This is a genomic window from Sulfurimonas sp. (assembly GCF_028714975.1).
GTDB lineage: Bacteria > Campylobacterota > Campylobacteria > Campylobacterales > Sulfurimonadaceae > Sulfurimonas.
Genome location: NZ_JAQTLH010000011.1, coordinates 1 through 13,350 on the forward strand (window position 1 = coordinate 1; position 13,350 = coordinate 13,350).

The following is a 13,350-nucleotide window of genomic DNA, read 5'->3' on the forward strand; positions in this document are numbered from 1 at the left end:
AAGTTAAAGTAAATTTAGAAGGTACTCAGTCTCGTTTAGTACTTGAAGTTGCAGCTCACTTAGGTGACGGTCGTGTTAGAACGATTGCAATGGATATGAGTGAGGGTCTTGTACGCGGTATGGATGCTGTTGCAACAGGTGCACCTATTAAAGTTCCGGTTGGAGAGAAAGTACTAGGTCGTATTTTCAATGTAATCGGTGAAACAATCGACAACGGAGATCAAATATCAGATGCTCCTATGTGGTCAATTCACCGTGAGCCTCCGAAGTTGGTTGAGCAATCTACTGCAACAGAGATGTTTGAGACGGGTATTAAAGTCGTTGACTTGTTAGCACCGTACTCTAAGGGTGGTAAAGTTGGACTATTCGGCGGTGCCGGCGTAGGTAAAACGGTTATTATTATGGAATTAATCCATAATGTTGCAATGGGTCATGACGGTCTATCTGTATTCGCAGGTGTCGGTGAGAGAACTCGTGAAGGTAATGACCTTTACCACGAGATGAAAGAGTCTAACGTTTTGGATAAAGTTGCACTGTGCTACGGACAAATGAGTGAGCCGCCGGGTGCACGTAACCGTATTGCTTTAACGGGTCTTACAATGGCTGAATATTTTAGAGATGAAAAAGGTCTTGATGTATTAATGTTCGTTGATAATATTTTCCGTTTTGCTCAATCAGGTTCTGAAATGTCTGCGCTTCTTGGTCGTATCCCCTCAGCTGTTGGTTATCAACCGACATTAGCTCGTGAGATGGGTGCATTACAAGATCGTATTACATCAACTAAAAACGGTTCAATTACATCTGTTCAAGCTGTTTATGTACCTGCGGACGACTTAACTGACCCGGCTCCTGCTTCAGTTTTTGCTCACTTAGATGCAACGACGGTTCTTAACCGTAAAATTGCTGAAAAAGGTATCTATCCTGCGGTGGATCCACTGGATTCATCTTCAAGATTACTTGATCCGCAAATTTTGGGTCAAGAGCATTACAATGTTGCTCGCGGTGTTCAACAAACACTTCAAAAGTACAAAGATTTACAAGATATTATTGCAATTCTCGGTATGGATGAACTTTCTGAAGATGACAAAAATACTGTTGAGAGAGCTCGTAAAATCGAGAAATTCTTATCACAACCATTTTTCGTTGCTGAAGTATTCACAGGTTCACCGGGTAAATATGTATCTTTAGCGGATACCATTAAGGGCTTTAAAATGATTCTTAGCGGTGAATGTGACCATATGCCAGAAGGTTCTTTCTACATGGTTGGTGGTATAGATGAGGCGATTGAAAAAGCTCAAAAAATGAAGTAATTCATAAAGGACTGACATGGATAAGTTAAAACTTGAAATCCTGACTCCTAACGGCATCATCTATAACGGTGAGGCTCTTAGCGTAACTCTTCCGGGCGAAGAGGGCGAGTTTGGTGTTCTAGCAGAACACTCTTCTTTAACTACACTGCTTGAAGCAGGTGTAATTGATATAGAGAAAGAGGATAAATCAGTCGAATCAGTTCTTATCAACTGGGGCGTAGTCCAAGTTGATGAGAAAAAAGTTATTGTATTGGTTGAAGGTGCCGTAGCGATTCGCGGAGATAGTGAAAGTGCTGTTGCAAAAGCTCTTAGTGACGCTAAAGAGCTTATTGAATCTATTAAAGATAACAATCCTGCGATTGCGTCTGTTACTGCTAGACTTGAGTCGGCAGCTCAGAATTTAATATAAATATATGATTAACCAATTAATTGATTTTTACCTCAAAAGTCACCCTGTTACTTTGGGTGTCTTGGCTCTTTTAGCACTCTACTTTATAGTGCTAAATTGGGTTTTTTACTACCGATATCTCTCTCTTGCTAGTTGGCTTGAAATTGAAAATAGATCTCTTGAGAGTGTTTTAATGGGATCTACGACTGTGAGTCCGCAATCTTATTTAAGCAATTTTTTAAAAAGCAGTTCAAATGTTTCGAAAGATATTTTGGCATTAGCTCAATTGGCTGCAACAAAAGATGCTACAAAAGGACTCTCTATTCTCTCAATTTTTGCATCTACTACGCCATTTATCGGTCTGTTTGGAACCGTTGTTTCAATTTTGGATACATTTACGCATATCGGTCAAAGCAGCGGCGGTATGTCTGTAATAGCGGGTGGTGTTTCTGATGCTCTTGTAGCAACTGCCGCGGGTATCTTTGTTGCTATTTTTTCATATACATATCACCAAATATTAAAAAGAAAATCATATGAGCTACTTAACTTTATAGAGATGCAAAGTGATGCTATAATGGCACGAAGAGTGTAAATATGGCTTATAACTGGGATGAAAAACCTGAATTAAACATTACTCCGCTTGTGGATGTAATGTTGGTTCTTTTAGCAATAATGATGGTTATTGCACCGAATATGATATATGAAGAGAAGATAAATCTTCCTCAAAGTTCAAAAACTAAAACATTATCTAAAATACCTCCGGTACATATTACAATTGATAAAGATAAAAAGTTAAAAATCAATAAAGACAATTATGAACTTAATGCATTTTTAGATAATTTTTTCCTCTACTCAAAAAAGCTTGATTTAAAAGCAACCGTACTTATTAGTGCGGATAAAAGTTTGGATTACGGTGTCGTTATGTCCGTGCTTGCTGCCGTTAAGCAAGCAGGTTTCGTCGATGTTTCACTAGCTACTAATGGATAAGAATAACTCCTATTTTTATATTAGTGGTTTTATATCACTATCTCTTTTTACGCTATTTTCGGCTATTTTTCTTATGGCTATTGTTTTCTCTGACAAAGTAAAAAACTATGCATTACAAAAAGACAACTTTGTATCCGTATCGGTTAATATGGTAGCAGCGCAATCAAGTGAAGTAAAAAAAACCGTAGATAAACCGGTGGAAAAAGAGAAAAAAGAGGTTCCTGTTGTTGAAAAGGAACCCGAAAAAGAGACAGTTACCAAAACTGAAAAAAAAGAGATAAATATTGACAATTTATTTAGCGAAGTAAAAACTAAGAGCATTAAAAAAACAGAAGAAAAAGTAATTGAGAAAGAAGATAAAAGAGTTGCTCAAGAACTTTCTAAAAAAAGTACCAAATCAGATGAAACTAAAGTTGAATCAATAACTAGTAAAATTCAAAAAATAAATTCAGAAAATAAATCGGAAAAAGAGTCTAAAAGTTCTACAGGCAATGAAGTTAATGAATATTTGGCTAAAATTCAAGCTTTAGTTTATGAGCATTTTACACCGCCTGAAAATACTCAAAATAAGGTTGTTAAAGCCGTTATTGAGCTTAATGCGTTTGGAAAAGTTATTGATTTTAGAATTCTAACTTATTCTGACAACGCCGCTCTTAACAGTGAATGCGATAAAATAAAAGGAAGAATTATTAATATTCTCTTTCCAAAAAATCCTGATAATAAATCAGGCGTATATATAATAAATTTAAAACCTGAATAAGGAGTAAACTTGAAAATAATTATTTCAATTTTATTGGTCATTTCGTCACTGTTTGCAAATGATGCTACTATAGATGTTATAAAAAAGGCAGGTAATCTTCCGTCAATTGCCGTTGAAGATTCATCTGCTAGTTATGATCAGACATTTAAAGATAGATTTTTTAAATCCATCGTCGCCGATTTGAATGTTCTTGCTATTTTTAATGTAGACGGAAATTATCGAAAAGTCAGTTACGATGCAGGCAGCGTAGTAGTTGAAAATAAAGATATGAAGTATGTGTTACGATATAGAATGAGTGAAGGCGACAACGGTGCGTTTAATACGGATATTAAACTAATAAGTGACGGCAATATAGTTTTCAATAAAAGTTATAATGTAAATAATTCTAATATTTATATGTTTGTTTCCCACTCAATAGCATACGATATAAACAAATTTATGGGTGAATCTCCGGTTGAATGGATGAAAAGAAAAGTTATTTTTTCAAGAATGACTTCTCCTCAAAAAAGTGAATTAGTCGTTTCGGACTATACTCTTACTTATCAACATGTGATAGTAAAAGGCGGATTTAATATATTTCCAAAGTGGGCAAATAAGGAGCAAACTGCTTTTTACTATAGTGCATTGGATGAAAAAAAGCCGACTTTAAAATATTTAGATATTAGAACAGGAAAAGTTCAAGTTATAAAATCATCTGATGGAATGATGATTTGTTCTGATGTTAGTGATGATGGAAATAAATTATTACTTACAATGGCTCCAAAAGGTCAACCTGATGTTTATCTTTATGATGTAAATACAAAAAACTTAAAAGTTTTGACAAATTACGGCGGTATAGATGTAGGCGGACAGTTTATGGGTAATGATAAAGTAGTGTTTGTATCAGATCGTTTAGGTTATCCGAATATATTTTCTACAAATATAAATTCTAATAATGTTGAACAGATGGTTCACTACGGAAAAAGCAATGCTGCTTGCAGTGTACATGGTGACTATATAGTTTATAAAGCAAGGGAAAGTTCAGAATCTTTTGGTAATAATACATTTAATTTACATCTCGTCTCCACAAAGACTGATTTTATCAGAAGGCTTACTGCGGTTGGTGTAAATGAATTTCCAAGGTTTTCGGTAGATGGTGATGCAATAATTTTTATTAAAAGTTATGAATCTCAAAGTTCAATCGGTATTATTAGACTAAATCATAATAAAAATTTTCTTTTCCCGCTCAAATACGGCAAAGTTCAGTCAATTGATTGGTAAAATTAAAAATATAATTTTTTTTTAATATTATTTAGGTATAATTCCGACAAATAAACTCTAAGGTAGAAAAAATGAGAAAAGTAGTAGTTTCAAGTGTATTTGCAGCGCTTTTAGTGTTAACAGGTTGTAGCGATAAAGAGCCAAAGGTTGAGGGACTAGATAATGCAGCAGCAGGCAGCAAAGTAAGTTCAGCAGGTGAGGGTCTATCAGGTCAATCTCTTTCAAGCACAGAGTCTGAAAGCGATATCATGGCTCGTTTAGAAAAAGAGTTCAGTTCTGTATATTTTGATTTTGATAAATTCAACATCAGAGCGGATATGCAAAGTAGTGTATCTAAAGATGCTTCTGTAGCAAAATCTCAAGCGAGTAAATATGCTATTAAATTAGAAGGAAATTGTGATGAGTGGGGAAGTGATGAATATAACTTCGCACTAGGATTAAAAAGAGCAAACACAGTTAAAAATGCTTTAGTTGCAGAAGGTGTTGATACTAACCGTATTTCTATGGTAAGTTTAGGCGAAGGTAACCCTACATGTACTGATAAAACTAAAGAGTGCTGGGCTAAAAATCGTAGAGTTGAATTTAAACTTCTACCATAATTTATGAATAGTCGTAAAATAATTGCCTTATTGGCAGTAATCTTACCTCATTATTTAATCGGAGCCGAACCTTCTGCGTTCGGTGCCGGTGATTTAAATAATCCCAATCCATACGGTTTAACTTCAACTGAAGCAACCCTCCTAGAAACTAAAAAAAATCTTCAAAAAGTTGTTGTTAAAAGTAATACTCAAGCAAATGAATTTGATTCTCTAAGAGAGAGAGTTGACGGATTGCAAACAATTATTGAAAGTATGAATGCTTCAACGCACGATAATAAGCTTAAAATTAAATCTTTATCAGATGAAAATTCTCGTAAAAATGAGTATGACAAGCGTGTTATAGAGTCTGTTCAAGTAAATAGTAAAGATATAGAAAAAATAAATCTTCAAATTATTGAGATATCTAAGTTAATAGATGTAATAAATCGCTCTTATGTTAAAAAAGATGAGTTCAATTCATTAGTAAATGACGTAAATAAACTTAAAGATTTACTGGTAAAAGATTCAGGAAGCAAATCAAAAACAACGGCTAAAGCTCAAGACACTAATTTGCCAAGTGCAGAAGTTGAAAAAAAAGCTAAAGATCTTTATGATAAAAAACATTATGAAGAGTCAATGGAGCTATACAAGAGCCTTGCTGAAAAAAATTACAAACCTGCTCTTACTCACTATATGGTTGGTGAAATAGAGTATTATAAAAAGAGTTACGCCGATGCGATAGCATATTATAAAAAAAGTGCGTCACTTAACGCAAAAGCGGATTATATGCCGGTTTTAATGCTTCATACAGCGATGTCTATGGAAAAAACAGGCGACAAAAAAAACGCAGAAGTTTTTTATAATGCAGTTATTGCGCAATATCCTAAGACTGAACATGCAAAAACCGCAAAAAGCAAACTAGATTCAATCAAATAGCTAGTATCAATTAATCGTAACTGATTTAATTATGATAAAATCGTAAAAAAAATAAAAGGTATTAAAATTATGGCAATAGAAACAAATCAAATTGTATCAATAGAGTATGAAGTAAGCGACGGAGAAAAAGTTGTAGATAGCAATATCGGCGGTATGCCGTTAGTATTTATGTTTGGAAGAGGTCAGATAATTCCGGGATTGGAAAATGCAATAGCAGATATGACAATCGGTCAAAAAGCAGAAGTCCTCGTAAAAGCTGAAGATGCATACGGTGAATATAATGCAGAAGCTGTGCAGGAGGTTCCTTTAGACCAATTTGCCGGAATTGATTTGGAAGAAGGAATGAGTCTTTACGGTCAAGGTGAAGATGGCGGAACGGTTCAGGTTATCGTAAAAGAGATAGGCAACGATAGTGTTATTATTGACTTTAATCATCCTTTATCAGGTAAAGACTTAGCTTTTGTAGTTTTAGTAAATAATATTAGAGAAGCATCTGCCGAAGAAGCAATGAGTGGGATTCCTATAGAAAATCTACAAGATGATTGTTGTGGTTCTGGTGGTGGCACTGGTTGTGGATGCTAGTTATGTAACTGCTTCTGCCTCTTCGGCACAAGCATTTAAAACAGCCACTCTTTTAAAAACACTAAATGTAAACGCTCTTATAACCGGAGAGGTTGGTGTTGGAAAAAAGAGTTTAGCTCGTTATATTCTTCCGGATGCTCCTATGCTTGATGCATCCAATTATGACGAATTATTAACAACCTTAAGCAGTGTTAATAAGGTCATTATCACAAATTTAGAAAATTCACCGAATATAAAAAAAATTTTAGATATCATATATAATAACAATATAAGAGTTATTGCAACTGCAAAAAGTTCATACTATAATGAATTTGCAGATAAGCTCTTTAGTGTTAAATTTGATATTCCGTCTCTTAGAGAAAGACCGGAAGATGTTGAAGAGTTAGTTCAAAAATTTATTAAAGAAGCTTCTTTGCTGTTTTGTTCAAAAGAGGAGTTTAAAATTAAAAATTTTAAACCTGATTTGAGTCAAAATTCAAACTCTCTAAGAAGACAAGTTATGATTCATTACTTGTTGCAAGATATAAATGAGAATGAATTAATAGATATATTTCAAAATTATCTTGCGGATAAATTAGGTTCAAATAGTGATTATAAAAATTTTCTCTATCTCTATGAAGTGCCGTTAATTAAAGCCGGATTTAACAAATTTAAATCGCAGCTTCAATTGTCGGACAGACTTGGACTAAACAGAAATACCTTAAGAAAAAAAATAGCGGATAATAGTAAATACTTATAAGGAATAAAAATGAAAAAGATAGCGATGATTTTTGCGGGGCAGGGTTCACAGGCAATCGGTATGGGAAGAGACTTTTTTGACAATACGGATATTGCCAAAGAGATGTTTGAAGAAGCGGGAAAGAGAGTCGGACTAAAATTTGATGAGCTGATTTTCGGCGAACACGAGTTATTGGGTCAGACTGCATATACACAACCTTCGATACTTTTGATTCAGATGATAGCGTATCGTCTTTTTAAAGACAAGTGCCCAAATGTGAAAGCCGAGCTCTTTTTAGGTCACTCTTTAGGCGAGTTTTCTGCTCTTTGCGCAAGTGGTGCGATTGACTATGTAGATGCCGTTGAGCTTGTTCATAGACGCGGTCAGTTAATGCAAGACGCATGTACTGATATTGAAGCAGGCATGATGGTTGTTATGGGGCTTGATGATGAAGCGGTTGAGAAAATTTGTACAGACGCACAAAAAGAAGGAAAAAAAGTTTGGCCGGCAAACTATAATCAAGACGGACAGCTGGTTGTTGCTGGAATGAGATCTGATTTGGCATCATTGGAGCAGACATTTAAAGATGCGGGTGCAAAACGCGCACTTTTGCTTAATATGTCTGTTGCAAGCCATTGTGAGCTTTTATCTCCTGCACAAATTCCTCTTAGAAGTTTAATGGAGAGTATGATAAGTGATAGTTTTGAAGCTCCTGTTATCTCAAATGTAACTACTGCTCCCTACTCAACCAAAAAAGAGGCAGTTGAACTTTTAACGGAGCAGTTGGTTAAGCCGGTTAAGTACAAGCAGTCTATTTTGGCAATTGCAGATGATGTTGATATTGCGATTGAGTTTGGAAACGGAGCGACTCTTAAAGGTTTAAACAAAAGAATAGCACCGAATTTAGAGACATACACTATCTCGGATATGAAATCCTTGCTTGAAGTAGCCGAGCAGATTTGTAAATAGTATGAGAGTTACTCTGGCTCAAACGGCACCGAAACTAAATCGCTCTAATTTAACGGAGATTATTTCAATCGTTACTGCGTGCAAAGATGAGAGTGATTTAATAGTTTTTTCGGAGTTGTCGCTAAATGGTTATATGCTTCAAGATAAACTCTCTGAGGATGCTTGGAGTATTGATGAACTTGATGCTTTAAGAGATTTAAGTCTGTATATAGATATAGCAGTAGGTGCCGCTATTAGAGACGGAAATGATTTTAGAAATGCGGCACTTTACTTCTGTAAAGGTAAGCTTTTATCAAAACACGATAAAGTTCATCTGCCAAATTACGGAATGTTTGAAGAGGCTAGATACTTCAAATCAGGGGATATTTTTGAGAGTTTTTCAAGTGAATTCGGAAAAATATCTATGGTAGTTTGTGAAGATTTATGGCATAAAAGTGTTCATAAAAATTTAATGGATGAAAATCTGGACTATATAATTGCTCTTGTTGCCTCTCCTGCACGAGGTTTTAGCGATAGCGGACTTGAGATCGAAGATAAGTGGTATGAGATTATTAAAACAGTAGCGTCAGAGTGCAAAGCTAAATTAATATTTGTAAATAGAGTGGGTTTTGAAGACGGTCTCGGTTTTTGGGGCGGGAGCTGCATTGTTGATGAGAGTGCAGAGATTTTATACAAACTGCCTCGATATGAAAAAATAGTTAAAACATTTGAAATATAAGGAAACTTTATGAAAATTGCAATAATGGGTGCAATGCCCGAAGAGATCTTTCCGATACTCGAAAAACTGGGCTCATATAAGACAACCCAATATGCAGGCAATAAATATTATGAGTCAACATATAGAGGTGTTGATTTAGTTATCGCGTATAGTAAGATAGGAAAAGTATTTTCAACTCTTACCGCTACGACCATGATTGAACATTTTGGGGCGGATAGATTGCTTTTCTCCGGTGTTGCGGGAGCGATATCGCCTACTCTTAAAGTGGGAGATTTGATAGTAGCTACAAAACTATCTCAGCATGATTTGGATATTACTGCTTTTGGTCATCCGTACGGCTATGTTCCTGAAGGTGCGGTTTTTGTCGAAGCAGATAAGCAGATGATAGAGATGAGCAAAGAAGTGGCATCTCAAATGGGTAAAAATGTGCAAGAGGGGATTATTGCTACGGGGGATCAGTTTGTAGCAAATGAAGAGCGAAAAAACTGGATAGGCAAAACATTCGGTGCAGATGCGCTTGAGATGGAAGGCGGAAGTGTTGCGGTTGTTTGTAATGCCCTAAACATTCCATTTTTTATCCTTCGCGCTATTAGTGATGCAGCCGATATGGATGCAAGTTTTAGTTTTGATGAGTTTTTAGAGAGTAGTGCAAAAGAGAGTGCAGAGTTTATAATGAAAATGGTGCAGTCCATTATTGAGAACGCTAAATGAACAAAGCCCATTTAGCTACGCTAACGCTATGTTTTACTCAGCGTAAAGCTCATACCACAAGGGTACTTCCTGTGGGGCGCGCTCAGACAAGCCGAGCTTAAAATGTCTATAAAAATATCTAAAAAAATAATGAGTAAACTCGGCAAAACAAATGCCGAGTTTAACCTTATAGAAGAGGGCGACAAAATCTTAGTGGGACTAAGCGGAGGTAAAGATTCGCTTACTTTAGTTCATGCACTAAAAGAGCAGCAACGCCGTGCTCCGTTTAAATTTGAGTTTATTGCCGTAACGGTTTCGTACGGTATGGGTGAAAACTATGAGAAACTCAAAGCTCACTGCCAAGAACACGCCATTGAGTATGAGGTATATGATACCAATATTTATGATATCGCAGAAGATAAAATCAGAAAAAATTCATCTTTTTGCAGTTTTTTCTCTCGTATGAGAAGGGGGTCTTTATATAGCGCCGCCGAGAAATACGGGTGCAATAAAGTAGCACTCGGTCATCACATGGATGATGCAGCAGAGAGTTTTTTTATGAACTTTATCTACAACGGACAGCTAAGAAGTCTTGCTCCAAAATATAAAGCAGATAGAGGCGTTACTGTTATTCGTCCCCTTATTCAGATGAGAGAGAGACAGTTAGAGGCATTTGCCCGTGAAAACGCTATAGAGACTATCGGTGATGAGGCATGTCCGTCAATGAGATTTGATATAAAAATGCCACATGCAAGAGCGCATACAAAAGAGATGCTCTCTAAGATGGAAAAAGAGTTTCCGACGCTTTTTACCAGCTTAAATGCTGCTTTTAAAAATATATCTACCGAGAGTTTTTTTGACAAAGAGTTGTTTCAGCTCTAATTTTTTTAAGGAATCTGCATGTTAATGACTGTTATGGGTATTTATACTTTTTTTGTTCTTGTCTCAATATATACAAGCGTTATGCAGATAGGTTTTGTAAATCAAGCAAAAAGAGGCAAAGCGGTTCTTCTTTTGGATAATGATTTTATAAAAGCGGGAAACTATAGCGTAGCAAAAGAAAAGATGAGCATAGCGACTATGTTTGTCGACTATATCGCTTTTATAATGTGGATGGGTTTTGGGATTGGATTTTTGCAAAATAGTATATATTTTGAAAATGAAGCCTTTTTAAATATTGCTATTGTTATGGGATTTTTGGTTATAAACTCTATTATCTCTATGCCGTTTGGGTACTATGAGAAGTTTGTGCTTGATGAGAAGTTCGGTTTTAACAAGTCAACCAAAGCGCAGTGGTTAAAAGATACGCTTATTTCGTTTGTAACTACTCTAATATTCGGTTCGCTTGTCGTATGGGGTATTTATGCAATAATATCCGGTTTTGCTCTTTGGTGGCTTTGGAGTTTTGTCTTTATATTTGCGGTGGTTATTTTAATAAATATGCTATATCCGACTTTTAGGGCTATGTTTTTTGACAAACTAACTCCGCTTCAAAATGAGGAGCTTGATAGTCAAATAAAGAGTTTAATGGATAAGACGGGCTTTGTAAGTGCAGGTGTTTTCATAAGCGATGCAAGTAAAAGAGATGCAAGATTAAACGCTTATTTTGGCGGAATCGGCAAGTCAAAGAGAGTCGTGCTTTTTGATACATTGATAGAAAAGCTAACCACTAAAGAGCTTTTGGCTGTTTTGGGTCATGAGCTTGGTCACTTTTCGCATGGAGATATTTATAAAAATATTGCTATGATCGGTGCGATGCTTTTTGTAATGTTTGGAGTGTTTGGAAATTTGCCTGATTCGCTTTATATGGAGTTAGGACTTAATCAAGCTCCTTACTCTGTAATGATTTTACTGCTTCTTTTTATGCCTGTTTTGGGGTTTTTGATGATGCCTGTTATGGGAATTGTTAGTCGTCATAATGAGTATGCGGCAGATAGAATGGGAAGTGAGCTTGGCGGAAGCGGCGGAGCAATTGAGCTTGCAAACGCACTTAAAAAGTTGGTAAATGAAAATAAAAGTTTTCCTCTATCACATCCGCTTTATATCTTTTTTCACTATACGCATCCTCCTGTTTTAGAGAGACTAAAAGAGCTTGGCGTTGATGTTGGAGATGACGATAAAAGTGCTTTGGGAGCGTCATGCCAAGCGGATATCTAGTTAAAGATATTTTAAAAGATATTACCGATAGATTAAACCCTTTTATTGAGAGAGCTTCAAGAGAAGCGCAACTTCTTTTGATGCACCATTTAGGTGTAGATGAACTCTGGCTTTTGACGAATCAAAATTCACATGTAGCAGACGCAGATAAACTTTTTAAGTGGGTTGAGCAAAGAGCCAAAAACGAACCTTTAGAGTATATAACCAATCGTGTAAGTTTTTATAGCGAGGAGTTTTACATCGCAAAGGGTGCGCTTATTCCTCGTCCCGAAACTGAGCTTTTAATCGATGAAGTTATAAAAAATGTATCCGATAAAAATGCAGATATAACTTTTGCAGAAGTCGGAGTAGGGAGCGGAATTATCTCTATTATGCTTGCAAAATATTTCTTAAATGCAAAGTTTATCGCAGTAGATATTTCGGAGGCTGCAATAGAGATAGCAAAGAAAAATATAGAAAAATTCGGACTTGAAAGTAGGATAGAATTAAGACACGGCTCGCTTTTAGAACCGATAGACGAGCATATAGATTATTTGGTTTCAAATCCGCCTTACATTGCAAATGATGTAGAATTGGAATCAAATCTCTCATATGAGCCTCAAAATGCGCTTTTTGGCGGAGAAGCAGGAGATGAGATAATAAGAGAACTTCTTGATGAAGTCTTAAGCAAAGAGATTAACTTCTTTACATGTGAGATAGGTTATGACCAAAAAGATAAAATACAGAGTTATTTAAAGAATAAGTCTGTGTCAAAATTGGAATTTTATAAAGATTACAGTGATTTTGACAGGGGTTTTACATTAAGGTTGTAGTTCGTGAAGAGAAATATTTACATTGATTTTAGCTATCTTGCTCTATTAGCTTCAACTTTTGGAGCGGTTATAGTGCTTGGTGCAGTTGTTGCTCCTACTATCTTTAATACTAATGAAATTTTATATTCCGTGTTGATTGATAATTTTAATGCCGGTATAATAATGGGTGAAATTTTTCATCGTTTTAGTTATTGGGTATATTTAGTAGTGCTTTTTGTCGCTGTGTATGAATTTATAATGTATAAAAAAGGGCAAAGAGATGCCATAATCTTTGGCAGTTCTGTTACGGTTGTTTTTTCTGCTCTTATGTTTAGTGCTATATATTCGCCAAAGATTTTAGCTATGCAGAGGTTGGGTGTTGAAGCTACTCAAAGTGATACATTTAGAAATATTCATATGGCAAGCGAGTTTGATTTTAAAATTTTAGCAATAGCTCTGCTTATATTATTTATAAGAAGATTAATGCTTCTTAAGATACAATAACG

Annotated in this window: 17 protein-coding genes; all 17 read left to right on the top strand. The window is 35.6% G+C overall.

What is annotated here, in order from left to right:
- Positions 1 to 1,310 (top strand): F0F1 ATP synthase subunit beta (gene atpD, locus PHQ93_RS09305; RefSeq protein ID WP_299943518.1); only part of this gene is annotated, 1,310 nt, incomplete at its 5' end.
- A gap of 16 nt (positions 1,311 to 1,326) precedes the next feature.
- The gene (atpC, locus tag PHQ93_RS09310; protein ID WP_299943521.1) at positions 1,327 to 1,719 is read left to right on the top strand and encodes an ATP synthase F1 subunit epsilon; all 393 of its coding nucleotides are present in this window, start codon (positions 1,327 to 1,329) and stop codon (positions 1,717 to 1,719) included.
- A gap of 4 nt (positions 1,720 to 1,723) precedes the next feature.
- Positions 1,724 to 2,290, top strand: a complete 567-nt coding sequence (locus PHQ93_RS09315) for a MotA/TolQ/ExbB proton channel family protein (RefSeq protein WP_299915322.1) — start codon at positions 1,724 to 1,726, stop codon at positions 2,288 to 2,290.
- Positions 2,291 to 2,292: 2 nt separating this feature from the next.
- The gene (locus tag PHQ93_RS09320; RefSeq protein ID WP_299943525.1) at positions 2,293 to 2,685 is read left to right on the top strand and encodes a biopolymer transporter ExbD; all 393 of its coding nucleotides are present in this window, start codon (positions 2,293 to 2,295) and stop codon (positions 2,683 to 2,685) included.
- The gene (locus PHQ93_RS09325) at positions 2,678 to 3,445 is read left to right on the top strand and encodes a TonB C-terminal domain-containing protein (protein ID WP_299943528.1); all 768 of its coding nucleotides are present in this window, start codon (positions 2,678 to 2,680) and stop codon (positions 3,443 to 3,445) included. Before PHQ93_RS09320 ends, PHQ93_RS09325 begins: the two co-directional genes overlap by 8 nt.
- 9 nt (positions 3,446 to 3,454) lie before the next feature.
- Positions 3,455 to 4,705: a Tol-Pal system protein TolB gene (gene tolB, locus PHQ93_RS09330; RefSeq protein WP_299943531.1), complete on the top strand. Its 1,251-nt coding sequence runs from the start codon at positions 3,455 to 3,457 to the stop codon at positions 4,703 to 4,705.
- A gap of 71 nt (positions 4,706 to 4,776) precedes the next feature.
- Positions 4,777 to 5,304: an OmpA family protein gene (locus PHQ93_RS09335; protein WP_299943534.1), complete on the top strand. Its 528-nt coding sequence runs from the start codon at positions 4,777 to 4,779 to the stop codon at positions 5,302 to 5,304.
- Positions 5,305 to 5,334: 30 nt separating this feature from the next.
- A complete protein-coding gene (locus PHQ93_RS09340; protein WP_299943537.1) occupies positions 5,335 to 6,219 on the top strand; it encodes a hypothetical protein in 885 nt (294 codons plus the stop codon).
- 69 nt (positions 6,220 to 6,288) lie between these two features.
- On the top strand, positions 6,289 to 6,801 hold the full coding sequence (locus PHQ93_RS09345; RefSeq protein WP_299943540.1) for a peptidylprolyl isomerase: 513 nt from the start codon (positions 6,289 to 6,291) through the stop codon (positions 6,799 to 6,801).
- Complete coding sequence (locus PHQ93_RS09350) at positions 6,758 to 7,540, top strand: Fis family transcriptional regulator (protein ID WP_299943543.1); 783 nt, start codon at positions 6,758 to 6,760, stop codon at positions 7,538 to 7,540. The genes PHQ93_RS09345 and PHQ93_RS09350 overlap by 44 nt, the downstream gene beginning before the upstream one ends.
- A 9-nt stretch (positions 7,541 to 7,549) precedes the next feature.
- A complete protein-coding gene (gene fabD, locus PHQ93_RS09355) occupies positions 7,550 to 8,488 on the top strand; it encodes an ACP S-malonyltransferase (RefSeq protein WP_299943546.1) in 939 nt (312 codons plus the stop codon).
- A 1-nt stretch (position 8,489) separates the two neighbouring features.
- Positions 8,490 to 9,206, top strand: coding sequence for a nitrilase-related carbon-nitrogen hydrolase (locus PHQ93_RS09360; RefSeq protein ID WP_299943549.1), 717 nt, complete (start codon positions 8,490 to 8,492; stop codon positions 9,204 to 9,206).
- Between the two features lie 9 nt (positions 9,207 to 9,215).
- On the top strand, positions 9,216 to 9,917 hold the full coding sequence (locus PHQ93_RS09365; protein WP_299943552.1) for a 5'-methylthioadenosine/adenosylhomocysteine nucleosidase: 702 nt from the start codon (positions 9,216 to 9,218) through the stop codon (positions 9,915 to 9,917).
- 102 nt (positions 9,918 to 10,019) lie between these two features.
- The gene (gene tilS, locus PHQ93_RS09370) at positions 10,020 to 10,778 is read left to right on the top strand and encodes a tRNA lysidine(34) synthetase TilS (protein WP_299943555.1); all 759 of its coding nucleotides are present in this window, start codon (positions 10,020 to 10,022) and stop codon (positions 10,776 to 10,778) included.
- Positions 10,779 to 10,796: 18 nt separating this feature from the next.
- The gene (locus PHQ93_RS09375) at positions 10,797 to 12,053 is read left to right on the top strand and encodes a M48 family metallopeptidase (RefSeq protein ID WP_299943558.1); all 1,257 of its coding nucleotides are present in this window, start codon (positions 10,797 to 10,799) and stop codon (positions 12,051 to 12,053) included.
- A complete protein-coding gene (gene prmC, locus PHQ93_RS09380) occupies positions 12,035 to 12,865 on the top strand; it encodes a peptide chain release factor N(5)-glutamine methyltransferase (protein WP_299943561.1) in 831 nt (276 codons plus the stop codon). Before PHQ93_RS09375 ends, prmC begins: the two co-directional genes overlap by 19 nt.
- 3 nt (positions 12,866 to 12,868) lie before the next feature.
- On the top strand, positions 12,869 to 13,348 hold the full coding sequence (locus tag PHQ93_RS09385) for a DUF4149 domain-containing protein (protein ID WP_299943564.1): 480 nt from the start codon (positions 12,869 to 12,871) through the stop codon (positions 13,346 to 13,348).
- Positions 13,349 to 13,350 lie beyond the last annotated feature (2 nt).

Coding starts and splice junctions, on each gene's coding strand:
- atpC (WP_299943521.1), top strand. CDS start 1,327: ATGGATAAGTTAAAACTTGAAATCCTGACTCCTAACGGCATCATCTAT.
- PHQ93_RS09315 (WP_299915322.1), top strand. CDS start 1,724: ATGATTAACCAATTAATTGATTTTTACCTCAAAAGTCACCCTGTTACT.
- PHQ93_RS09320 (WP_299943525.1), top strand. CDS start 2,293: ATGGCTTATAACTGGGATGAAAAACCTGAATTAAACATTACTCCGCTT.
- PHQ93_RS09325 (WP_299943528.1), top strand. CDS start 2,678: ATGGATAAGAATAACTCCTATTTTTATATTAGTGGTTTTATATCACTA.
- PHQ93_RS09335 (WP_299943534.1), top strand. CDS start 4,777: ATGAGAAAAGTAGTAGTTTCAAGTGTATTTGCAGCGCTTTTAGTGTTA.
- PHQ93_RS09345 (WP_299943540.1), top strand. CDS start 6,289: ATGGCAATAGAAACAAATCAAATTGTATCAATAGAGTATGAAGTAAGC.
- PHQ93_RS09350 (WP_299943543.1), top strand. CDS start 6,758: ATGATTGTTGTGGTTCTGGTGGTGGCACTGGTTGTGGATGCTAGTTAT.
- fabD (WP_299943546.1), top strand. CDS start 7,550: ATGAAAAAGATAGCGATGATTTTTGCGGGGCAGGGTTCACAGGCAATC.
- PHQ93_RS09360 (WP_299943549.1), top strand. CDS start 8,490: ATGAGAGTTACTCTGGCTCAAACGGCACCGAAACTAAATCGCTCTAAT.
- PHQ93_RS09365 (WP_299943552.1), top strand. CDS start 9,216: ATGAAAATTGCAATAATGGGTGCAATGCCCGAAGAGATCTTTCCGATA.
- tilS (WP_299943555.1), top strand. CDS start 10,020: ATGTCTATAAAAATATCTAAAAAAATAATGAGTAAACTCGGCAAAACA.
- PHQ93_RS09375 (WP_299943558.1), top strand. CDS start 10,797: ATGTTAATGACTGTTATGGGTATTTATACTTTTTTTGTTCTTGTCTCA.
- prmC (WP_299943561.1), top strand. CDS start 12,035: ATGCCAAGCGGATATCTAGTTAAAGATATTTTAAAAGATATTACCGAT.